Below are 20,505 nucleotides of genomic sequence, written 5' to 3'. Positions count from 1 at the left end.
CGCCGGACTGCGCCGGGCCCGGGAGCGGGATATCAAGGAGCGTGACGGTGAGCGCGAGGCTCCGGCGGTCACCACCCCACGGCTGAGGAGTACGTCTCGTGGAGTTCGAGGTCAATGGCGCCCGCCGCACGGTCGACGTGGACGACGACCCGGCCGCCGTGGAGGTGGTGCGCGACCGCCTGGGACTGACCGGCACCAAACTGGTCTGCGCGGGCGGCGTGTGCGGGGCCTGCACGATCCAGGTCGACGGCGAGCCCCGGGTGTCCTGCCTGACGCCCGCCGCCCGGCTGGCCGGACGGCGGGTGACGACGGTCGAGGGCCTGGCGGCCCACCCCGTGGCACGCGCCTTCGCAGGCGAGGACGCCCTCCAGTGCGGCTACTGCACCCCCGGGTTCGTGGTCGAGGCGGCGGCCTTCTTCGAACGGTGGCGCGCCGAGCACGGCCCCACCCGACCCGGCCGCGAGCAGATCGCGGCAGCCCTGGCCGGCCACCTCTGCCGCTGCGGTGCCTACGAGGGGATCTACAGAGCGGTCGCCGCGGCATGCGCCGGCGACTACGACACGGCACCGACCGGCAGGCAGCTGCGGGCCGTCCCGCGCACCGAAGCCCCCGAGAAGACCGACGGATCCGCCCGCTACACCACGGACCTGCACCCCGAAGGCCTGCTGGAGGGCGTGATCATCCGCTCGCCGCACGCCCACGCGCACGTACGCTCCCTCGAAGCCGGCGACCTGCCCTTCGTACCGCTGCTGCCCCCCGACGGCGTGGTCCGGTACGTCGGGCAGCCCGTCGCCGCGGTCGCGGCACCCGACCGGGCCGCCGCACGAGCCGCGGCCGCGCGCGTCACGGTGGACTACGAGGTGCTCCCGGCGGCCCTGGACGCGGGCCTGGCCCGCACCGGCGAGGGACCCCTGGTCTACGAGGACAAGGCGGCGCGCAAGCGGGCGCCCGGGTCCGGCGAGACCCCCCAGCTGGTGCCCGCCCGCTGGCGCGGCAACCTGCGGGGCCCGTCCGCCATGAGCAGGCGCCCCGCCGCGGCCGTACGCCGCATCCAGGAAGCCCGTACCAAGAACCCCGACCGGGTCGTGGAAGGCGTGTTCACCACCGCCTCACAGACCCACACCCCCCTGGAACCGCACGCCTGCCTGGCCCACTGGGCCGACGGCACCCTCCACATCCAGGTGTCCACGCAGTCGGTGAAACGCGTGGCCGAACTCGCCGCCGAACGCTTCGGCGTGCCCCCCGACCGGGTGGTGGCGCGGGCCGTGCACGTGGGCGGCGGCTTCGGCTGCAAGATGGGCCTGACCTCCGACGTCGTCGCCGCCGTGGAGCTGGCCCGACTGCACGAAGCCCCGGTACGGGTCGTGCTGGACCGGGACGAGGAACTCACCGACGGCGGCTATCGGCCCGGCACCCGGATCCGGCTGGCGATGGCCGCCGACGCGGCCGGCGGCCTCAGCGCGCTGGCCATCGACGCGGACACCGACGGCGGGGTCTCGGTGGGCGGCTCCGTGGCGGCACTGGCCCGGTTCATGTACGGCAAGGCCCCCCGCCGGCTCCGGGACTTCGACACGGTCACCCACCGGCCCCCCGGCGCCCCGTTCCGCGGCCCGGGCGGACCCACCTTGTGCTGGGCCCTGGAACAGGCCGTCGACGAGATGGCCCACCGCCTCGGCGAGGACCCGATCGCCCTGCGCCGCCGCTGGGACGGCAACCCCAAGCGGCACGCCCTGTACGAGCGGGCCGCGGCCCTGCCGGTCTGGTCGGGCCGTCGCGGCGGCACCGGGCGGTTCCGCCGCGGCGTCGGCGTCGCGGCGGCCAACTGGCTGTACTTCCTCGATCCCGTCACCGAGGTCGAACTCACCGTCGAGGACGGGGCCGTCGTCGCCCGCTGCGCCGTACAGGACATGGGCACGGGCTCGCGAACCGTATTGCTTCGGGCCGTCGCCGAGGCGCTGGGCCTGCCGGAGGCGAGGGTGCGCGCCGAGATCGGCCACAGCGACGCCGTCCACGGCCCCGTCTCCGGTGGCAGCCGCACCACACCCTCCCTCGTGCCCGCCGCCGTGGACGCCGCGGCCCGGCTGCGAGACGCGCTCGGCGGATCCGATGTCGCCGCCCGGCTGGACGCGGCACACGGCGTACGGGTGACCGGCCGCCGCCCCCGGGACCGCCGGGGCTTCGTCACCCCCTTCACCCTGGGCGGTATCGCCGTCGGCCGCGGCTTCACCGGATCGGTCCAGGTCGCCGAGGTCGAGGTCGACACGCGGCTCGGCCGGATCCGCCCGCTGAGCGTGTGGAGCGGCATCGCCGCCGGCCGCATCCACGAGGACCGGCTGGCACGCGGCCAGTGCGAGGGCGCCGTCGTCCAGGGCATCGGCTACGCCCTGTTCGAGGAGCGGCGCGCCGACCCCGTCACCGGCCGGGTGCTGACCGAGAACCTGGAGGACTACCGCATCCCGGGGATCGGCGACACCCCCGAGATCACCGTCCACTTCCACCAGGAGGGCTTCGAGCACGTCCCCGGCGGCGGGGTGGGCCTCGGCGAGATCGCCACCCTGCCCACCGCGGCGTGCCTGGCCAACGCGGTCCACGACGCGACCGGCTGGCGCCCGTACGACATGCCCATCCGCCCCGACCGGCTCCTGGAAGGACTGCGTACGTGAGCACCGAGCCCGATCTCACCGACCTGTCGGCCGCCGTGCGGGCCTCCGGCGGCGAGTTGCGCGCCGGTGGCACCGACACCGGCGCCCGGCAGCGCAGCGGCGTCTCCACCGGGCCGTTCACCGACCTCGACGGCGCCGCCGACCTGCACGGCACCAGGCCGCTGCCCGGCGGCGGGCTGCGGATCGGCGCCCTGACCACCCTCGCCGCGCTGGCCGCCGATCCGCAGGTGCGCGCGGGCTGGCCGGCCCTCGCGGTGTCCGCCGGGACCGCGGCCACCCCGCAGATCCGCGCCGCGGGCACCCTGGGCGGCAACCTGCTGCAGCGCAACCGCTGTTGGTACTACCGCAACCCGCACGTCAGCTGCCTGCAGAAGGGCGGCGCCGGCTGCCCCGCGCGCGAGGGCGACCACCACTTCGGCGTGGTCAGCGGAGGGGGCCCCTGCATCACCCCGCACCCGTCCACCCTGGCGATGGCCCTGCTCACCTACGACGCCCGGGCCGAGATCCACGGCGAACCCCCGCGTGCGGTCGCCGACTTGTACGGCGACGGCGACCGGCTCCACCGGACCGACCACCTCCTGCCGCCGGACCGCATCCTCACCGCGGTCCGGCTCCCCGCACCCCTGCCCGGCGAACGCGCCGCCTGCCACCGGGCCACCAGCCGGGCCCACGCCGAGTGGCCCCTCGTCGAGGCCACCGCCCGGCTCGCACTCGACGGAGCCACCGTCACGCACGCCGCGGTCGCCGCGGGCGGGGTGGCGCGCGTCCCGCTGCGGCTTCCGGAGGTGGAGGCCGCGCTCATCGGCCGCGAGGCCACCCCCGGCACCCTCGCCGCGGCGGCCGCGACCGTACTGGACCGCTGCCGGCCGCTGCCGCAGACCGGCTACAAGACCACGCTGTTCCGCGACACGGTCCTGGAGGTCCTCGAACAGGCGACCGGTACGCCCACCGCCGGACCGGCGCGCTGACCACATCCCACCGGCCGGGATCGCGCACAGATTTCTTAGCAACAGAGGCCAACTATTGGCCCGTTCACCGCCGGGACGACTACAAAGGTCGAGACCGAACCGAAACCGAATCCGGCGATGGGGACCACGTCACCCGTCGGTGATCGGAATGATGTCGAAGGCGGTGGATGCGCGTGCGTGAGTACAGCGAGGTCGAACCGATTCCGTTCAGATTACTTACGAGGAGTCCGGTTTCCGGCTCCTCCACCTGATGCAGGCGGCCATGCTGAAACCCGTGTCGTTTTCCTCGGCGTACGCATCGGTGGACGAGTATCGGCTCCTGACGTCGGCCATCCGGTCGAGAGCGGCAGATGCTGACGGTCTTTTCAGCATGGCCGGCCCGGGGGATGAGGGGAAAACCCATCTCCCCCTCCGCATTCAACTTCGCGGTGTGTTCATCGAGCTCTACATCGAGCTCCGTCACCACGATGCCGGCCCTCGCATCACCGGATTCCGCAACACCTTCGAGAACGGGCAGGCCCCGCCCGAAGGCTACGTCCGCCACGTGCGGGACGCGGCCCCCCCACCCGGCATGCGCCGAGCGCAGGAACTGCCGTTCGGCGGCCGGCGCCGCGACCTCGAGACGGCCGCGGGCGTGCGGAGTCCGGGGATCCTCCTGGGGCGCCGTCCCCTGGGCGACGCGGTCATGTGGCTGCACCGGAACCGTGATCCGAAATCCACCGCGCACGGAATGCTCGTGCTCTCGGTGATGCTCTGCGACGCCGCCCGATTCCCCGCCCTGGCCGATGCGATGTCACGCATCTGGATGACCGGGGGAACGCTGCCGGACGCAGTGGGCGCCAAAAAATCTTCAAACAGACACCAATCCACAGGCGTTGGGGCGCCGAAGAAGGAACGAGGCCCTCTCCGGGGGCTCGTTTCGACCCCGTACGATCTGCGATTCCCGTCCCGGGGATCAACGGAACAGGAGCGAATGTGATAGTCAAGCGTGCCGGTCGCCACGTGGTTCTCGCCGCTGTACCCACCGCCGTGTTCCTGACCCTCGGTCTTTCCGGACCAGCTCTCGCGGAGGGCGCAAAGGCGTACCAGATCGACCTGGCGCAGCTGAACGAATCGGGCTCCCGCGGCACGGTCATGCTCAGCCTCAAGGGAAACCAGCTGACCGTGCAGATCGAGTCCGAAGGCATGGTGCCCGGATCGCCGTCTGCGCAGCACCTGCACGGCTCGACGAAGGGACACGACTTCAAGTGCCCTGACGCGACCGACGACACCAACCGCGACGGAGTCCTCAACAACACCGAGGCCACGCACGACTACGGCGACATCAACATCTCCCTCACCACGTCGGGTGACACCAAGGCCACCAGCGGTCTCGCCGTGGACCGCATGCCCGTCGCCGACAAGAAGGGCAAGATCTCCTACAAGCGGACCATCACCGTCGGCCAGGACGTGGTCGACCACATCAAGGACCTGCACGTCGTACAGCACGGCATCGACCGCAACAAGAACGGCAAGTACGACTTCGAGGGCGCCGGCAAGAGCGAGCTCGACCCGAAGCTGCCCCAGGAAGCCACGGCTCCGACCAACTGCGGAGAGGTCAAGGGCGCGGCCGTGGGATCCATCCCGGTCGGAGCCATCGAGACCGGCGGTGGTTCCCTCGAGAACGCCTCGGTGCAGGTGACGATGCGCGACGGCGTGGCGATCACCGTGCTCGCCGTGGCGGCCGGTGCGGTGGCACTCACGCGCAAGCGGGCCTCCGCCGTCCCCGTCCGCCAGGACAACACGGGGGGCGGCGCGTGAAGCGGCCCCCCGCACCCGTCGCGACCGCCCCGTCGACCGAGCGGCCCCGCCCCCGCCGTGCCGCACGGCGCACCGTACGCCCCCTGGCCGCGGCTGCCCTCGCCGCCATGCTGCTCGCGGGCTGCGGAGGCCAGAACGCGGCGAAGCCCCCCGCCCCACCGGGGCAGGCCGGGCAGGGCGGCGCACCGGGCGCCGCCGCCCCCGCCGGGAAGCCCGCCGGCGGCGACGCCGCGACATCCGCGGACGGATCGCAGAACGGAACGGGCACAGGCGCGGGCACCGGTAAGGGCGCCGGTGCGGGCCGGGCCGAGCAGGCCCTCGCCCGGTCGGAACCGCAGAAGATCACGATTCCCTCCCTGGGGCTGACCAGCTCCCTGGAGACGCTGCGGCAGAACGCGGACGGCACCATGCAGACCCCGAAGGACCCCGCGCTCGCGGGCTGGTACGAGCCGGGACCGACGCCCGGCTCCCAGGGACCGGCCGTGATCGCAGGACACGTCACGTGGAACGGAGCATCAGCGGTGTTCGAGAAGCTCAAGACGATGAAGGGCGGTGACACCATCAAGGTGACCCGTAAGGACGGCAAGACGGTCACGTTCACGGTGGACCGGGTCAGCGAGTACCCGAAGGCCGAGTTCCCCACGCTGGAGGTCTACAAGAACCTCGACCACGCGGGCCTGCGCCTGGTGACCTGCGGCGGAGACTTCGACCCCAAGAAGCACTACTACGACAGCAACGTGGTCGTGTTCGCCCGTATGACGGGCGCCGCGTAGCACCGCGCTGCACCGCCAGGTCAGGGCGGCGGGTCCTGGAGACGTCCGTCGGCCGCAACCCCCCCACTGCGGTCGGCGGACCCCGCCGACAGGCCCCGTCGACAGCCCCCGCCGTCGGACCCCGTCGGCGGCCCCTCGCGACTGACGTTTCATCCGCGGGATCGTGAGCAGGCGAGCTTTCGTCATCACCATCCCACGGAAGGAGCAAGCAATGTCCGACGTGTCGCGACTCCCGGGCCTGGCCGAGCACCACTGGGCCTGGCAGGCGGAAGCGGCCTGCCGGGGCCTTGGTTCGCGCAAGTTCTTCCACCCGGCGGGGGAGCGCGGTGAGGACCGCGCCGCCCGCGACCAGGCGGCCAAGGAGATCTGCGCCCGCTGCCCGGTGCGGGCCGAGTGCCTGCGGCACGCGCTGAACACGGGGGAGGCCTACGGGGTGTGGGGCGGGCTCACCACGGAGGAACGCCGGGCCTACGCGGCCCGCCGGGCCGTGGGCGCGGCGGCCTGACGGGCGGACCTCAGGGAAGGCCGGTGCTCAGGGGAAGGCGCGCTCCGGCACGTACGGAATCGATGACCGCTTCGTGCAGGGCGCGGCTCGCCTCCTCACTGGGGCAGGGGACGGGGCTTCCCGCGAGGGGGAGCCAGTCGGACGCCCCGCTGTACTGCACCGTGACGTAGGCCAGGCCTTCGACCTCGGTCCACGTGGTGTGGATGTCGAGCTCACCGGTGAGGACGGGGCCCGACTCGCCGGTCTTGACTCCGTCCCGACCGGCGAAGATCCCGCAGGTGGTCCACGATGCCCAGCTCATCCGGCCTCCTTGCCGCACTGCGCACTGCACACTGCACTTTGAACACTGCACTCGTCGTCCTGCCAGTGTGAACGCGCCGGGCCTCCCGCGCCCTGCGGAGCGGGGTGTCGTACCGCCGCGGTGACGGAACGTGCACGGAAATCCCGGTGCGACGGCCTGGCCGGGGCACGTGGTGGCGGCCCGCGCGGTCTGGTCTCCCGGTGGGGGAGGCGACTGCCGGGTCGTGTCGTGCCTCCGGACCGATCGACGGGTATGGATCTTCTTCCCTTTTCCGCTGATGCCGCAGCCGCGGTGGCCGGCTGGCCGGCCTCGGCCAAAGGGGCTGGGCCGCGACCTGGTGAGGGCTCCTGGCCCGGGCCGTCGGGGCGGGCTCCTGCGAGGTCTTCATGCGCGTGCACCCGCACAACGCGTGGGCTCTGCGGTGCTACCAGGGGGGCCGGGTTCGCGCCCGTGGCCCCCGCTCTCGCCCGGGCCTGGAACGAGGCCCAGCCGGTTCGGCTGCGTATGGCTCCGGGGCGATACCGGAGCCCCCGGCGGCCCTACGGGAATCAGCTCGTCCAGGTCTTGGGCCGGGAGGCGACCTCCCGGACCGGGAGCCCGTCCCGCCCCGCCTGGGCCAGGGGGAGCACGCTGTCCGGGCTCGGGCTCGCCGGACGACCGCACGCCGTCAGGCAGGCCGGCGTGACCGTGGCCGCGAACAGCAGGTACCGCACCTCCAGGCTCGGGCCGGGGCACCGGTCCTCCCGACCTCGGCCGCGCACCGGCCGGTCGGCGTACGCGGCCCGGAACGCCGCCGCGCCCACCATCAACGGGGCGCGTCACCGACAGCGCCCGCAGGCGAACGCCGAACCGGGCCCGCGGCGCCGCCGCCGGAACGGCGCCGCGGCCGGGCGTGCGCTGCTCCGCTGGGCGGTCGCCCGTTCGGCGGACCTGCGCGCGGGCCCGGGGTCGCCGCCGCCCTGACGGGATACGGATGTCGTCGCCGCACCACCACCGCGCCGCCGCCTCCGGGGAGACTTCGATGAGCTGGATCAACCGACGCGACCTCGCCCTGCTGGCGCTGCGGGCCGGAACCGGAGCGGTGCTCATGGCACACGGCACCCAGAAGCTGTTCGGGTGGTTCGGCGGAGCCGGTCTCGACAAGACGGCGGCCGCGATGGAGCACATGGGCTACACCCCCGGCCGGCAGAGCGCCCTGGCCGCGGGACTCGGCGAGACCGGGGGCGGGGCGCTGCTCGTCCTGGGCCTGGCCACGCCGGCGGCGGGCGCCGCGGCCGCGGGAGCCATGGCGGGCGCCGTGGCCGTCCACGCGCCCGCGGGCTTCTTCGCCCAGGGCGGCGGGTTCGAGTACCCGGCCTTCCTCGGGTTCACCGCCGCCGCCATCGGCCTCGCCGGGGCCGGCCGCTACTCCTTGGACCACGCCACCGGCCACACCTTCGACCAGCGGTGGATGCTCGCCCTGGCCTTCGCCACCAGCGCCGTCGCGGCGGCAGCCGTCGTCACCAAGCGCGTACGGGACCAGACGGACGAAGGCCAGGAGGAGGAGTGAACGACCGAACGCGTCGGCGGCCGGCCGGACGCGGACCCACCCCCATCGCCAGGAGGAGAGGAGCGGCAGATGGCCGGTAAGACGATTCTGGACCTCGGCGCACAGACCGACGCCGTGGCCCGTCTCGCGGCAGGCGTCCCGGACGCCCGGCTGGACGCCCCGACGCCCTGCCCCGACTACACGGTCGGTGTCCTGCTGGTCCACCTGACCGGTCTGGCCGTCGCCTTCCGCGACGCCGCACGCAAGGACCTGGGCCCCACGACCGACACCGCCCCGGACCCGGCCGCGACCCCGCTGCCCGCCGAGTGGCGTGAGGAACTGCCCCGCGTCCTCGGCGAACTGGCCGAGGCCTGGCGGGATCCGGCCGCCTGGACCGGTATGACCCGCGCCGGCAGCGTGGACCTGCCCGGCGACGTCGCGGGTGCGGTGGCCGTCGACGAACTGGTCGTCCACGGCTGGGACCTGGCCCGGGCGACCGGCCAGGAGTACGCGCCCGACCAGGCCGCGCTGCGCGCCGCGTACGAATTCCTGCTGGCGGCCGCCGAGGACGAGACCCGCGGCGGGGGCATCTTCGGCCCGGTCGTGCCCGTACCGGACGACGCCCCGCTGCTGGACCGGGCAGTCGGCCTGAGCGGCCGCGACCCGGCCTGGGCACCCCCGGCGTCCCCGTGACCAGGCGCGGCGGGCCGCGCGCCGCGTGCCGTGCACGGGTATGCCCGCCGGACGGGGGTACGTTCCGCCGCATGCGAACTCATGATCTCGTGATCGTCGGGGCGGGCTCCGGCAACACCGTCGTCGACGAGCGCTTCTCGCACCTGGACGTGGCCGTCATCGACGAGGGGCCGTTCGGCGGCACCTGCCTGAACCGCGGATGCATCCCCAGCAAGATGCTCGTGCACGTCGCGGACCTCACCGACACGATCCGCGAGGCCGGCCGGTTCGGCGTGGAGGCCCGGCCGGGCCGCGTGGACTGGCCCGCCGTCCGCGAACGGGTCTTCGGCCGACTGGACCAGGAGGCCGCCGAGGGGGAGCAGGGGCGGCGCGGCTCGGCGAACATCGACGTCCACAAGGGCCGCGCCCGCTTCACCGGCGACCGGACGCTCACCGTCGAGGCCGGCGCCGACACCGTCACGGTACGCGGAGAGCAGGTCGTCGTGGCCGTCGGCAGCCGCCCGGCCGTACCCCCGCCGGTCCGGGACGGCGGACTGCCGTACGAAACCTCCGACACGGTGATGCGCCTGGACCGCCCGCCGCGGCACCTCGCGGTGCTGGGCGGCGGCTACGTCGCAGCCGAACTCGCACACGTCTTCCACGCGGCGGGCAGCCGCATCACGGTCATCGAACAGGAGGACACACTGCTCTCCGCCCAGGACGAGACGGTCGCCGCCGCCTACACCGCCATCGCGTCCGAGCGCTACGACGTGCGTACGGGCAGGGCGCTGACCCGCGTCGAGGGCGAGCCGGGACGGCTGCGCCTGGTGTTGGACGACGGCCCGGCCGTCGAGGCGGACACTCTGCTCGTGGCGGTGGGACGCAACCCCAACAGCGACCGGATCGACGCCGGCCGCGCCGGGATCGACCTGCACGACGACGGCCGGATCGTCGTGGACGCCTTCCAGCGGACCAGCGCGGAGGGGGTGTTCGCCCTCGGAGACGTCTGCACGCCCTTCCCGCTCAAACACGTGGCGAACCGGGAGGCGCACGTCGTCGCGCACAACCTGCTCCACCCCGACGCTCCGGTCCGCACCTCCCACGAGGCCGTCCCCGCAGGGGTGTTCACCCGCCCCCAGATCGCGCAGGTCGGCAGGACCGAGCAGCAGTGCCGGCAGGAGGGACTCGACTACGCCGTCTCCGTACGCCGCTTCGCCGACACCGCCTACGGCTGGGCCCTGGAGGACACCACCGGCTTCTGCAAGGTACTGGCGGACCGCCGCACGGGACTTCTGCTGGGCGCCCACATCCTGGGCCCGCAGGCCGCGAGCCTGATCCAGCCGCTGGTGACCGCCATGAGCCTCGGCATCAAGGCCCTCGACCTCGCCCGTTCCCCGCTGTGGATCCACCCCGCGCCGACCGAGGCGGTCTCCAACGCCCTCCTCGACCTGGATCTCGGCGATCGCGGGCGGTAGACCGCCGGAGAGGTGCCGAGAACGCGGCACGGCTCCGTCCCAGGGGTACCGATAGCCGGAAACGAACCGCGATACGCAGAAGGAGCACCGCGTGGCGATCCAGCGGATGGACAACGTGGCCGTCGTCGTCGACGACCTGGAGGCCGCCATCGCCTTCTTCACCGAGCTCGGCATGGAGCTGGAAGACGAAGCGGAGATCGAGGGAATCTGGGCGGACCGGACGGTCGGCCTCGACGGGGTCCGCAGCGCCATCGCGATGATGCGCACCCCGGACGGCCACGGCAAACTGGAGCTGACGAAGTTCCACACCCCGGCGGCGATCACCACCGGACCGCACAACCCGCCACCCAACACTCTGGGCCTGCACCGTGTCATGTTCGCCGTCGACGACATCGACGACACGATCAGCCGCCTGCGCCGCCACGGCGCCGAACTCCTCGGCGAGGTGGCGCAGTACGAGAACGTCTACCGCCTCTGCAACCTTCGCGGCCCGGCGGGAATCATCGTGGCTCTGGCCGAACGGATCGGCTGAGGGCTGTCCCGCAACTGTTGACCGCGGGCGGGACGAGACCAAGCAGCTGAGTAGCGTGACACGGGGGCTCCTGCACGCTGCACCGGGTAATGCCCAGGCATCCCGTCCGGCGTTCGTCCTATCCTGTCCGCTGCCGTCCGCGCCCGGACGGGCTCGACGAAGGAGCGGCGGAGTGCCGGACGTGTACGAGGTCATGCTGGATGCCGAGTTGAGTAAGGCGTTCGACGTGTGGTCCGGCTATCTGAACGCCCGGACTGGCGAGGATCCCCAGGCCCGTGCGCGACTGTGTTCCACGTTGCAGTCGGCCCGCGAGGCAGCCGCGGGGGGCGAGACCGCCTCTGCACGCGCCTTGGTGACGGAGATGTACGGCGACGCCCGAGAGGCTGGCCTTCACCTGGCTCCCGTGGAGCCCGGACCCTGCACGGCGGACCGGCAGGCGCGCGACTACGCCAAGGACGAACTGCGGCAGGTGCTTCCTGTGCAGCTGCGCGAGGATCTCGACAGCATCGCGCTCTTCCTGCGCGTCACGGGGCGCCGCCTCTTGACCGTCCCCGGCCTCGACGCCGCCACGCGTCAGGACATCCTCTACATCTCGGCCCGCGCCGGGATGGCCCTCGATCTCGCCCACCCGACGGCAGCGCGACGGGAGCTCGAACGCCTCGAGGTCATTGCGCGACGCTGCAACGTGGCGCCCTGAGAGCCGAGCAGCCCGGTCGGATCCGCCGCCTGCCGTGTCAGCGGGCGGCGGCGGATCCGCTCGGTACGGTCGCCCAGGTACCGCCGTTCACCTTGTACACCGTCAGCCGGCGGTTGACCGTGTCACCGCTGCCGTCGAAGGCGACCCGGCCCGTGACGCCGTCGAAGGCCAGCCCCGCCACGGCCTGCGGCAGCTTCGCCCGGAGGTTGTCGGGGAGGGTGCCGTCGTTGGCCGCCACCACGGCCTTCACCGCTTCGATCAGCGACCACGTCGCGTCGTACGCGTAGGGGCCGTACCAGCCGGCCGCCTCCGGATAGCCCGCCTTCTGGTACCGGGCGAGGAAGTCCTGCCCCGCCGGCGATTCCTCGGCGGGTGCGCCGATGTTGGTCGCGAGGTCGCCCTCGGCCTTCGGATTCGACGTGAGGTACTGCTGGTCGAAGATGCCGTCGCCGCCCATCAGGGGGGCGTTCACCCCGGCCTGCTTGAGCTGCTGGGAGATCGGCGCAGCGGTGTCGTAGTAGCCGCCGAAGTAGACGGCGTCGGCCCCTGACGACCGGACCCTCGTGGCGAGGCCCTCGAAGGCGCGCTCTGCAGGGTCGACCTGCTCGGTACCGACGACGGTCCCGCCGAGCTTCGTGAACTCGGCCGTGAAACGGGAGCTGAGAGCGGTGCCGTGGGCGCTCGCGTCGTCGACCACGTACGCCTTGGTCTTCTTCGCCTCGCCGTGCAGGTACCGAGCGGCGAACGGCCCCTGGTCCACGTCCGTGGCGACGGTGCGGAAGTAGGTGGAGTACGGACGCGACGTGCTGCCGGCGGCCCAGCCGGGGCCGAGTGTCAGGACGGGGTCGGTGTTGCCCGGTGACACGACGGCCATGTTCGCTTGCGCGAGCGGTGCCACCAGCGTCTTGGCGACACCGGAGTTGAGCGGACCGACGACCCCGAGCACCTTCTCGTCGGACACGAACTGGGCGGCGTTGGAGGCACCCCTGGCGGGATCGGCCCCGTCGTCCAGGGCCTTGATCTCGAAGTTCACGCCGGGAACGTGCCCGGCTTCGTTGGCGGTCCTGGCCGCCAGGTCGGCGGAGTTCTTGATGCCGGCGCCCATCGAGGACATCCCGCCGCTCAGCGGTGCGTCCACCCCGATCACCACCGTGACGGAGGAAGGGGGCGCCCCGCTCCCGGCCGCCTTGCCGCCACCGCGGTCGTCGTCGCCGTGGGTGAGGCTCCAGGTCAGGACGGAGCCAGTGGCGAGGGTCGCCAGCGCCGCGCCCAGGACCACCGAGCGCCGGGTGAGGGTACGTCCCCGGACGGACGTCTGCTCGCCCTGCCTCGTCTCCTGCCTGGTCTCGGGCACGACCGGTGCCTCGGTCGGTGCTTCGGCCGGGGCCTCGGGCGGCGCCTCCGGTGCGGGCGGCGGCCCGCTCGGCCGGTCGGGCACGGAGCGCGGCGGCGTGCCGGCGGCGGACCCGGGGTCGAGGACCGTGGGGGTCGGCACCGACGCCGTCGTCGCCGGAACCGGCTCCGGCTCAGCTGCGTGCTCGGGTACCTGCTCCTGCGCCGGTACGGAGGGGGTCCTCGGGTCGGGCGGGGGTGTGGGCCCGGGCTCCGGTTCGCGCCCCTGCCCGGTGGAGGCATCGGGCAGGGACGGGGAGGACCGCAGCACCGAGGCGAGCATCCCGGCCGCTTCCGCGGCTTCCACGCGCTGCGCCGGATCCTTGGTGAGGAGCGCGTCCAGCAGGGGTGTCAGCGGGCCCGCGTGGACCGGGGGCCGGTGCGGCCGGGTGAACACGGCCACGGCGAGGGCGTGCAGCCCCTCCGCATCGAACGGCGGACGCCCCTCGACGGCGTGGTAGAGGGTGGCGCCCAGCGCCCACAGGTCGTTCGCAGGGGTCGGGCGCTTGCCCTCCAGCTGTTCCGGCGCCATGTACTGGGGTGTGCCGATGACGGTCCCGCTGTGGCTCAGCCTGGTCGTGGCGTCCGCGAGGTGGGCGATGCCGAAGTCGGTGAGGACGACGCGGTCCTTGGTCAGGAGCACGTTGTCCGGCTTGATGTCACGGTGGACGATCCGCGCTCCGTGCGCCTCGGCCAGCGCGTCGAGCAGGGCGGCGCCGATCTCGGCCACCCGCTGGACGGGCAGTCGGCCCTGGCTGCGGATGGCGGCGGCCAGGGACTTGCCGCGGACCAGCTCCATGACGATGACGGGGGCGCCGTCGTGCTCCACGACGTCATGGATGGTGATGATCCCGGGGTGGTTGAGCGTGACCGCCGCGCGGGCCTCGCCGATGAACCGCCGCAGCAGTGCGGCGCGGTCCCCGTCCTCCAGACCTGGCGGAAAGAGGATCTCCTTGACGGCGACCTCGCGCCCGAAGAGGTGCTGGTCGACGCCACGCCAGACCCGGCCCATACCGCCCTGGCCGATGCGTTCGACCAGCTGGTACCGGCCGGCGATGAATTCGGGATTCTGCTCGGTCACGCGCACACTCTAGATCCTGCTGAGCCGATCAGGTGACGGAAGTCTGGCTTGATCACGCCCTCGGTGAGGAGGGCGCCGTGTGCCCGTCCGGGAGAGGCGGACGAACTCCCTTCCCAGGTGTGCTGTTCTCCGGGTTTGGTGCGGGTGGGGGGTGTGGTGTGGATAGCGTCGCCCCATGGGTTTCGGTGGTGTGGGCGACGGCGGTGGTCGGGGGCGGGCGCCGCGGGGGCATGTGCTGTTGTTGGCGGCCGATGCAGCGGTGCGGCGTGGCGGGGTGCTGGTGGCTCCTGGTGTGAACGTCGCCGCGCTGGCGATGGTCCCGGCGGACGTGTTGCTGGGGTGCGAGGTGCCGGCTGACATGGTGTGTCTGGAGGGGGTGCGTGATCCGAACACGGTGTTGGCGCGGGTGCGGGTGGCCGTGGCGGCGACAGGTCCGCTGTTCGTGTACGTGTCCGGCCGGTTGACGGCGGATCGCCGCAGCCGGCGGTTGTTCGTCGCGTTGGCGGGGACGACGGCGGGCAGCGTGCGCTACACCTCGTTGCCGTGGGAGTGGCTGGTGGGGGAGTTGCGTTCGCGTTCGGGGGGTGTGACCACGGTGGTGGTCGACCTGGTGGCGGACAAGGAGGCGTGGCCACTGGTGGGGGAGGCGGGGGCGCTGCCGGGGCTCGCGGAACTTGCCGGGGTAGAGGTGTTCGGGGTGGTGTGCGGGCCGGATGTGCCGGCCGGGGGCGGAGGCGTCAGCGGGTACACCCGGCAGTGGATCGACCAGCTCCGGCGCGCTCCGGTGCGGCCGTCCGACGTGGAGGTACATGTGCTGGCGGTGGGGTCGGCCGCGCCGGCGCCGGGCACGCTGGTGGTGCCGTCCGCGCGCGAGCTGGAGATGCGCCGTTCGCCGGCGCCCGCCCGCCTACGCCGGGAACCGGGTCCTGGCCGGGAACCCGAGCCGGTGGCCGGGCCGGTTGCCGGGCCGGCCTCCCGGCCCGGACCGGTGGTGGAGGGGGACCCGCGGGCACGTCTGCACGCGTTGGCGGTGGAGGGCCGCCACGGCGAGGCGGATGCGCTGGCGAGGGCGTGGGAGCGGAGCGTGGTGGAGCGGTGGGGACGGGCGTCGGCGGAGGCGGTGCGGTGTGCGGAGATCCGTGCTGATCTTGCGCGGATGGCCGGCGATTTCGTGTCGGCGACCCGGTTGTGGGTGCATGCGGGGCGGGCGCGGCTGGAGTGGCAGGGTGGGGACGCGGCCGAGGTCCGTGACGCGGCGGCCGGAGCCCTGTACTGCTGGACGCAGGTGAAGGACCGGGCGGGCGCGTTGGAGGCGGGACCCGGCCTGGTGGATCTGCTGCGGACGCTGCCGCTTCCCGATCCCGGTCATCTGCGGCTGGCGGAGCGGCGGCTGGAAGCGCTGCGTGACCCCGGCCGCTCCGGCGCCCTGAACCCCTGATCCAGGACGCCGCATCTGCGGGTTTCAGTTGCTGCCGCCGGTGGCGGGGGTGTCCTTGTACTGGCCGTTCATGCGGGCGAAGTCGGCGCGCAGCGCCTCGTCATTGGCGACCTGGCCCTTGCCTGCCTGCACCATCGGCCCCTGCAGTGCGGTGCACTTGCCGGAGAGACCGTCGAGGTAGGTTTTCCAGGACTGGTACAGCTCGCTCTGTGCGGCTGCGCTCTCCACGCCGGGGACGGCCGCGCCGCTCTGCCCGGCCTCGAACTCGGCCTTGGCCTTCTTGATCCCCGACACCAGCTGGCCGACGTCGTTGCTGGCCTTGTTCCACACCGCCTGGTCGGATTTGAGGTCCTCGCCGCCCCCGCCCCCGCCCCCGCCGCCGTCGGGTGCGGTGCCGGCGAGGCGCATCTGCGTCGCGGCGGCCGTCCCTCCCTTGAGACCGGCCCATTCCGCGTCGAAGGAAGTACTGCTCATCCGAGCCCCCGTAGAAATCTGCGAATGCAATGATCAAAGGCTCATCCTACGAGTCGGGCCGGCCGTGCCCACCCTCGCCCCGCGGCCAATTGGGCCACCGGGCCGGTATGCCCCGGTTGGAGCTGATCACGCCGCGCCCGTACCGGGCTGGGAGTGCGAAGTGCGTTGTGCAAAGCCCGAGCCGCATCGACCGCCCTGGACGGCGGGGTAGGTGTGCATTGCATACTGCTGGACATGACGCTTTCGCCGGTTGCCCGCATCCATCTGATGATCACGTTCGTCCTGGTGATGTGCGGGGTGGCCGGTGGTGCCTGTTTCGGCTGGCTGCTGGGCGGGCGGGTGACGGGTGTGCTGGCTGCGGTGGCGGCCGCGCTGGGGGCGGGGATCGGCTCCTTCCTCTCGCGCAGGCACGTGGCCGACTTCCTCCGCCCGGCCCCGGCCCCCGAAGCCGTTTCCGTCCCCGTTTCCGTTCCTGTTTCCGCGCAGGCCCCGGCCCCGGTTCCCGCTTCCGATCCGCATCCGCTTCCGGTGGCGGTGGCTGTTTCGGATGCGGTGGGCGGGTATGCCGAAGGCGTCGCCGACGCGGTTCTGGTGAGTCTCGCGACGTACCAGGCGGCGGCCTTCCCACTGACCGCTTTCGGGGTCAGCGAGGAGGAACGGGATGCTCGCCGCGGTGTCGCCTACCGCGTGTGCGCCCACGAGGGCCTGCCGCAGTCGGTGCGGGTGTCGGCGGCCGCCGCCCTGGAGGCGGTCGACCAGGGTGTGGACGCGGGGCGCGCGCATGCCGCGATGAAGGCGCTGTCGCTGGCCGTCTACGACCACCGCACCACCCGCTGACTCGCACTGAAGCGGGAACCCGTGGGGCTGCCTGCGTGCGCGCTGATCCACCGGGGATCACGGCACAGCCCTTAGGGTGTCCTCACCAGGCGACCCGTATCCGGCGGGACGGCAACAGGCGTTGGTGTCGGTGGTGTTGGTGGACCTTCTGCGGCCCGATGATCCGCTGGAGATGGGCGGCTACCGCCTGCTGGCGCGCCTGGGCGAGGGCGGGATGGGTGAGGTGTTCCTGGCCCGTACGGCTTCCGGCCGGCCGCTGGCGCTGAAGACCGTGCACCGGGCTCTGAGTCGGCAGGCGGATTTCGCGGAGCGTTTCGACCGGGAGATACGTACCAGCGACCGTGTGCGGGGGGCGTGGACCGTGTCGGTGGTCGACTTCAGCCCGCCGGGGGCCGCGCCGCAGTGGCTGGCGACCGAGTACGTTCCCGCGCCGTCCCTGGCCGACTGGATCCACCGGCACGGGCCGCTGCCGCGGCCCGCCCTGTACTGCCTGGCCCGGGAACTGGCAGCGGCTCTGGTGACGGTCGGGGCGGCCGGGGTCGTCCACCGGGACATCAAGCCGGCCAACGTGCTGCTGGGCCGCGAACGTCCCTTCCTCATCGATTTCGGGATAGCCCGCGCCGCCCGCGATGCCCGTTACACGCAGACCGGCGCGGTCATCGGCACCCCCGGCTACCTCGCCCCGGAACAGGCCACCGGTGCTGCCGTGTCGGCTGCGGCCGATGTGTTCTCCCTCGCGGCGGTCCTCGTGTACGCGGCCACCGGCTGCGGTCCGTTCCTGGCCGTGGGGGAGGAGCTGCAGCTCCCGGCGCTCCTGTACCGGATCGTCCACGACGAGCCCCGCCTGGCCGGCGTCCCGGAAGACCTGGTCCCGCTGGTGGGGGACTGCCTTGCCAAGGACCCGTCCCAGCGGCCCACCGCCCAAGAACTCCACCGGCGCCTCACCGACGTCGCCGCTGCTCCCGACGAGGGATCGGGGGTGGGGGAGTGGCACGCCGTGGTGCCGCCGATCCTGGCCGCGGACATCGCTCGCCGCGAGAGCGAACTGACCCGGCTCCTCGCCCCGCCGCCCGCTCTCCCACCCGTTGCCGCTCTCCCACCCGTTCCTGCACCGCCGGCACCGGTGCCGGCGGTGCAGGCGGCTCTTCCGCCCCTGCCGCCGGTTCCGACGGCTTCCGCTGCGGGCGTCGACGGGCGGGCGTCCGGCCGGGGCCGACTGATCGCCGTGGCGGGCGCGGCCGCCGTGCTGGCCGTGCTGGCCGCGTTCCCACTGCGGCTCCTCATGGACGGCGACCGCGACCGGGACGGGGGTGGCGGCAAGGCCACCTTGACCCCGACGCCGACCGCATCGGCTTCGGGCCCGGTGTCGGGGCGGGCCGCCCTGCCCGCCGCCTGGGTGGGGACCTGGTCGGGCACCGGGCCCGGAACACCGGACGCGGACGGCATCACCCGGGCCAGGGCGGGCGAGTTCTCCGTCACGGTCACCCTGAACGCCGGGGCGGTGGGCGAGCTCGTGGGCAGGCAGGTCAGCGACGTAAAGGAACTCTCCACCGGGCGGAACCTGGGCTGCACCGAGGCCCTGGAGCTGCGGCAGATCCGCCAGGACTCCGCCGTCTTCGCGGCCGTCACCAGCCACCCCACCGACCGCTCGGCCACCTTCGAATGCCCTCGGGGCAACCTCTACGTGCTCACCATGACGCAGCCCGACCGGCTGACCCTCGAGTCGGAAGGAGCCCAGTCGGCCGGCGCCCCCGAAGCCCTCATCCGCCGCAGCTGACCCGCCCCTCCCCCTGGAATCCGGTGGCCGGGCGGGCCTGGGCGGGCGGTGCCAGGCTGGGAACAGGCCCATCTGCACACCGGCACAGTGCGGCACCCAGAGGAGCATCATGTCCCACACCGTGAACGGCGCCGTGGTCCGCCGCCGGCTGCGCACGGCCCTGGCAACGGCCGCCGCGGCCGCTGCCCTGCTGGCCGCGAACGCCCACCCGGCCACCGCCCGCACCGCCCAGAACGTCCAGAGCGCCGGCACCGGGGCCGTCACCGCGCCCGCGCCGCCGTGCGGTAGCGGCCAGCTCGTACCGGGGGGTGCCGAGCGACTGGGGGTGAACGCGGTGCGGATCACCGTCGTCAACGAGGGTCCCGCACCGTGTGTCCTGCGGGGCCACCCCACGATCGCCCTCGCCGGCCATGGCTCGCCCGCCGCCGCCAGGAGCCTCACCGTGATCCGCCAGGGACCGGCGCGCCCGGTGGAGCTGCCCGTCGGCGGTGCGGCGGCGACCCGTATCGCCTTCGCCCCGGTCCTGGGTGAGGCCGACGGCTACTGCGCCTCCGGCGCGGAGCCGTTCGCCGCCCCCACGATGGTGATCGGCGCCGCCGGCGCACGTCTCCAGCTCGCTCCCGACGACGGCGGGAACTTCGCCCTGTGCGGCACCGCCGTACGCGCCACCGCCTTCCGCCCCGCCCCCTGACCGCGCACGCGCGCATGGCAGGGGTGCTCAAAGGCCGGGCATGGCCCCGGTGATGCGGTCCCAGAGGGAACGGGTGGCACCGAAACCGCTCTCGTGCACCCACACGTGGCTGCACCCCGGGCACTGCAGGTGGAGCAGGCTGCCGGTGTTGGTGAGCAGGTAACGCCAGTGCGCGGAGCAGGTCCGCCGCTCCTGGCAGGGCTCGCAGCCACGCGTGTCCTGGCACTGGGGGCAGGCCACCCAGGCGCGGCGCCCGGGATCGGCCTGCGGGTCAAGCGGCAGCACGGCCGTGTCCACGGTCGGGCAGCACACCGGCCGCGACAAGGTCGTCGTAGAGGCGCTGCTGCTGCGCGTCCAGCCCGGAGTACAGCAGGTCGTACGCGGCCTCCTCACCCAGGAGGACCTCCACCGGGTCCCAGTCGGGGCCGAGGGCCTCCATCACCTGGGCACGCCGGAGCACCTCCTGCGAGGTGAGGTCGACCGCGAAGTCGACCAGCCCGGACCCGCCGGTACCGGCGCTGTCGTCAGGGGAGGGGGCGGAGGGGGTGTGAGGGGCCATGCCCTGAAGTTAGGTAAACCTTCCTTCCCCGGTCAAGAGAGGGTGGGCGGAGTCACAGCCCGCCCCGTCTCTTGGGGTGCGGTGGTGCGGCCTGGGGTTGAGGATGGGCTGGTGTGTGTCCCTTCGTACGGTCTGTCGGGAGTGGTGTCATGTTGGAGCGGGTTTTGCGTAGGGGTGGTACGGAGGTCACGTTCGTGCTGCCTGCGGACGTTCCGCCGGGGCCGGTGAGTGTGGTGGGGGATTTCAACGGCTGGCAGCCGGGTGTCCATACGCTTGTGCCGCGCAGGGACGGTAAGCGTGCGGTCACGCTGACACTGCCGAGTGAGCGCACGCATTCTTTCC

At 73.1% G+C, this 20,505-nt stretch carries 21 protein-coding genes; 15 read left to right on the top strand and 6 right to left on the bottom strand.

Annotated features, from left to right (window positions below; translation table 11 throughout):
* Nucleotides 1–98 precede the first annotated feature (98 nt).
* The 6 genes from ACZ3X1_RS00210 to ACZ3X1_RS00185 all read left to right on the top strand — a co-directional run bounded on the left by ACZ3X1_RS00210 (nucleotide 99) and on the right by ACZ3X1_RS00185 (nucleotide 6,709).
* The gene (locus ACZ3X1_RS00210; protein WP_467275208.1) at nucleotides 99–2,663 is read left to right on the top strand and encodes a molybdopterin-dependent oxidoreductase; all 2,565 of its coding nucleotides are present in this window, start codon (nucleotides 99–101) and stop codon (nucleotides 2,661–2,663) included.
* A complete protein-coding gene (locus tag ACZ3X1_RS00205; protein WP_467275206.1) occupies nucleotides 2,660–3,631 on the top strand; it encodes an FAD binding domain-containing protein in 972 nt (323 codons plus the stop codon). Before ACZ3X1_RS00210 ends, ACZ3X1_RS00205 begins: the two co-directional genes overlap by 4 nt.
* 262 nt (nucleotides 3,632–3,893) lie before the next feature.
* Nucleotides 3,894–4,610 (top strand): ribosome-inactivating family protein, encoded by a 717-nt coding sequence (locus ACZ3X1_RS00200; protein WP_362629264.1) that lies wholly within the window; start codon nucleotides 3,894–3,896, stop codon nucleotides 4,608–4,610.
* Nucleotides 4,607–5,431, top strand: a complete 825-nt coding sequence (locus tag ACZ3X1_RS00195; protein WP_356816037.1) for a hypothetical protein — start codon at nucleotides 4,607–4,609, stop codon at nucleotides 5,429–5,431. The genes ACZ3X1_RS00200 and ACZ3X1_RS00195 overlap by 4 nt, the downstream gene beginning before the upstream one ends.
* Complete coding sequence (locus ACZ3X1_RS00190) at nucleotides 5,428–6,204, top strand: class F sortase (protein ID WP_467275202.1); 777 nt, start codon at nucleotides 5,428–5,430, stop codon at nucleotides 6,202–6,204. The genes ACZ3X1_RS00195 and ACZ3X1_RS00190 overlap by 4 nt, the downstream gene beginning before the upstream one ends.
* Nucleotides 6,205–6,415: 211 nt before the next feature.
* Nucleotides 6,416–6,709 (top strand): WhiB family transcriptional regulator, encoded by a 294-nt coding sequence (locus ACZ3X1_RS00185; RefSeq protein WP_356815690.1) that lies wholly within the window; start codon nucleotides 6,416–6,418, stop codon nucleotides 6,707–6,709.
* Nucleotides 6,710–6,719: 10 nt separating this feature from the next.
* Here the strand turns inward: ACZ3X1_RS00185 and ACZ3X1_RS00180 are convergent, their stop codons facing one another.
* On the bottom strand, nucleotides 6,720–7,010 hold the full coding sequence (locus ACZ3X1_RS00180; RefSeq protein WP_356815689.1) for a hypothetical protein: 291 nt from the start codon (nucleotides 7,008–7,010) through the stop codon (nucleotides 6,720–6,722).
* Nucleotides 7,011–7,558: 548 nt separating this feature from the next.
* Nucleotides 7,559–7,816 (bottom strand): hypothetical protein, encoded by a 258-nt coding sequence (locus ACZ3X1_RS00175; RefSeq protein ID WP_467275199.1) that lies wholly within the window; start codon nucleotides 7,814–7,816, stop codon nucleotides 7,559–7,561.
* A 215-nt stretch (nucleotides 7,817–8,031) separates the two neighbouring features.
* Between ACZ3X1_RS00175 and ACZ3X1_RS00170 the strand changes: the two genes are divergently transcribed.
* The 5 genes from ACZ3X1_RS00170 to ACZ3X1_RS00150 all read left to right on the top strand — a co-directional run bounded on the left by ACZ3X1_RS00170 (nucleotide 8,032) and on the right by ACZ3X1_RS00150 (nucleotide 11,914).
* Nucleotides 8,032–8,559: a DoxX family protein gene (locus ACZ3X1_RS00170; RefSeq protein ID WP_467275197.1), complete on the top strand. Its 528-nt coding sequence runs from the start codon at nucleotides 8,032–8,034 to the stop codon at nucleotides 8,557–8,559.
* A gap of 69 nt (nucleotides 8,560–8,628) precedes the next feature.
* Complete coding sequence (locus tag ACZ3X1_RS00165; RefSeq protein WP_467275195.1) at nucleotides 8,629–9,231, top strand: TIGR03086 family metal-binding protein; 603 nt, start codon at nucleotides 8,629–8,631, stop codon at nucleotides 9,229–9,231.
* A 71-nt stretch (nucleotides 9,232–9,302) separates the two neighbouring features.
* Nucleotides 9,303–10,685: a mycothione reductase gene (locus ACZ3X1_RS00160; protein WP_467275193.1), complete on the top strand. Its 1,383-nt coding sequence runs from the start codon at nucleotides 9,303–9,305 to the stop codon at nucleotides 10,683–10,685.
* A 91-nt stretch (nucleotides 10,686–10,776) separates the two neighbouring features.
* Nucleotides 10,777–11,217, top strand: a complete 441-nt coding sequence (locus ACZ3X1_RS00155) for a VOC family protein (protein ID WP_467275191.1) — start codon at nucleotides 10,777–10,779, stop codon at nucleotides 11,215–11,217.
* Nucleotides 11,218–11,389: 172 nt separating this feature from the next.
* Nucleotides 11,390–11,914, top strand: a complete 525-nt coding sequence (locus ACZ3X1_RS00150) for a hypothetical protein (RefSeq protein WP_467275189.1) — start codon at nucleotides 11,390–11,392, stop codon at nucleotides 11,912–11,914.
* A gap of 37 nt (nucleotides 11,915–11,951) precedes the next feature.
* On the opposite strand, the gene ACZ3X1_RS00145 is transcribed toward ACZ3X1_RS00150, so the two are convergent.
* Nucleotides 11,952–14,387, bottom strand: a complete 2,436-nt coding sequence (locus tag ACZ3X1_RS00145) for a bifunctional serine/threonine-protein kinase/ABC transporter substrate-binding protein (RefSeq protein ID WP_467275187.1) — start codon at nucleotides 14,385–14,387, stop codon at nucleotides 11,952–11,954.
* A 175-nt stretch (nucleotides 14,388–14,562) separates the two neighbouring features.
* On the opposite strand from ACZ3X1_RS00145, the gene ACZ3X1_RS00140 reads away from it, so the two are divergent.
* Nucleotides 14,563–15,825 (top strand): hypothetical protein, encoded by a 1,263-nt coding sequence (locus ACZ3X1_RS00140; protein ID WP_467275185.1) that lies wholly within the window; start codon nucleotides 14,563–14,565, stop codon nucleotides 15,823–15,825.
* Nucleotides 15,826–15,849: 24 nt separating this feature from the next.
* Here the strand turns inward: ACZ3X1_RS00140 and ACZ3X1_RS00135 are convergent, their stop codons facing one another.
* On the bottom strand, nucleotides 15,850–16,299 hold the full coding sequence (locus tag ACZ3X1_RS00135) for a hypothetical protein (RefSeq protein ID WP_467275183.1): 450 nt from the start codon (nucleotides 16,297–16,299) through the stop codon (nucleotides 15,850–15,852).
* A gap of 165 nt (nucleotides 16,300–16,464) precedes the next feature.
* Between ACZ3X1_RS00135 and ACZ3X1_RS00130 the strand changes: the two genes are divergently transcribed.
* The 3 genes from ACZ3X1_RS00130 (at nucleotide 16,465) to ACZ3X1_RS00120 (ending at nucleotide 19,604) form a co-directional block, all read left to right on the top strand.
* On the top strand, nucleotides 16,465–17,136 hold the full coding sequence (locus tag ACZ3X1_RS00130; RefSeq protein WP_467275181.1) for a hypothetical protein: 672 nt from the start codon (nucleotides 16,465–16,467) through the stop codon (nucleotides 17,134–17,136).
* A 133-nt stretch (nucleotides 17,137–17,269) separates the two neighbouring features.
* Complete coding sequence (locus ACZ3X1_RS00125) at nucleotides 17,270–18,913, top strand: serine/threonine-protein kinase (protein ID WP_467275179.1); 1,644 nt, start codon at nucleotides 17,270–17,272, stop codon at nucleotides 18,911–18,913.
* Nucleotides 18,914–19,022: 109 nt separating this feature from the next.
* Nucleotides 19,023–19,604, top strand: coding sequence for a DUF4232 domain-containing protein (locus ACZ3X1_RS00120; RefSeq protein ID WP_467275177.1), 582 nt, complete (start codon nucleotides 19,023–19,025; stop codon nucleotides 19,602–19,604).
* A 27-nt stretch (nucleotides 19,605–19,631) separates the two neighbouring features.
* Here ACZ3X1_RS00120 and ACZ3X1_RS00115 read toward each other — a convergent pair whose 3' ends face one another.
* Both ACZ3X1_RS00115 and ACZ3X1_RS00110 read right to left on the bottom strand, forming a co-directional pair.
* Nucleotides 19,632–19,889, bottom strand: coding sequence for a hypothetical protein (locus ACZ3X1_RS00115; protein WP_356816016.1), 258 nt, complete (start codon nucleotides 19,887–19,889; stop codon nucleotides 19,632–19,634).
* Complete coding sequence (locus ACZ3X1_RS00110) at nucleotides 19,876–20,163, bottom strand: DUF6400 family protein (protein ID WP_356816017.1); 288 nt, start codon at nucleotides 20,161–20,163, stop codon at nucleotides 19,876–19,878. The genes ACZ3X1_RS00115 and ACZ3X1_RS00110 overlap by 14 nt, the downstream gene beginning before the upstream one ends.
* Nucleotides 20,164–20,505 lie beyond the last annotated feature (342 nt).

It is taken from the genome of Streptomyces sp. NPDC023541 (assembly GCF_055559995.1).
Note: the sequence above shows the minus strand (reverse complement) of the source record. Positions and strands in the feature narration are given on the sequence as shown.

What these genes read in the sequence shown, in the direction of transcription:
- ACZ3X1_RS00200 (WP_362629264.1), top strand. Translation starts at nt 3,894, where the DNA reads ATGCTGAAACCCGTGTCGTTTTCCTCGGCGTACGCATCGGTGGACGAG.
- ACZ3X1_RS00185 (WP_356815690.1), top strand. Translation starts at nt 6,416, where the DNA reads ATGTCCGACGTGTCGCGACTCCCGGGCCTGGCCGAGCACCACTGGGCC.
- ACZ3X1_RS00180 (WP_356815689.1), bottom strand. Translation starts at nt 7,010, where the DNA reads ATGAGCTGGGCATCGTGGACCACCTGCGGGATCTTCGCCGGTCGGGAC.
- ACZ3X1_RS00175 (WP_467275199.1), bottom strand. Translation starts at nt 7,816, where the DNA reads ATGGTGGGCGCGGCGGCGTTCCGGGCCGCGTACGCCGACCGGCCGGTG.
- ACZ3X1_RS00170 (WP_467275197.1), top strand. Translation starts at nt 8,032, where the DNA reads ATGAGCTGGATCAACCGACGCGACCTCGCCCTGCTGGCGCTGCGGGCC.
- ACZ3X1_RS00165 (WP_467275195.1), top strand. Translation starts at nt 8,629, where the DNA reads ATGGCCGGTAAGACGATTCTGGACCTCGGCGCACAGACCGACGCCGTG.
- ACZ3X1_RS00160 (WP_467275193.1), top strand. Translation starts at nt 9,303, where the DNA reads ATGCGAACTCATGATCTCGTGATCGTCGGGGCGGGCTCCGGCAACACC.
- ACZ3X1_RS00140 (WP_467275185.1), top strand. Translation starts at nt 14,563, where the DNA reads ATGGGTTTCGGTGGTGTGGGCGACGGCGGTGGTCGGGGGCGGGCGCCG.
- ACZ3X1_RS00135 (WP_467275183.1), bottom strand. Translation starts at nt 16,299, where the DNA reads ATGAGCAGTACTTCCTTCGACGCGGAATGGGCCGGTCTCAAGGGAGGG.
- ACZ3X1_RS00120 (WP_467275177.1), top strand. Translation starts at nt 19,023, where the DNA reads ATGTCCCACACCGTGAACGGCGCCGTGGTCCGCCGCCGGCTGCGCACG.
- ACZ3X1_RS00110 (WP_356816017.1), bottom strand. Translation starts at nt 20,163, where the DNA reads ATGGCCCCTCACACCCCCTCCGCCCCCTCCCCTGACGACAGCGCCGGT.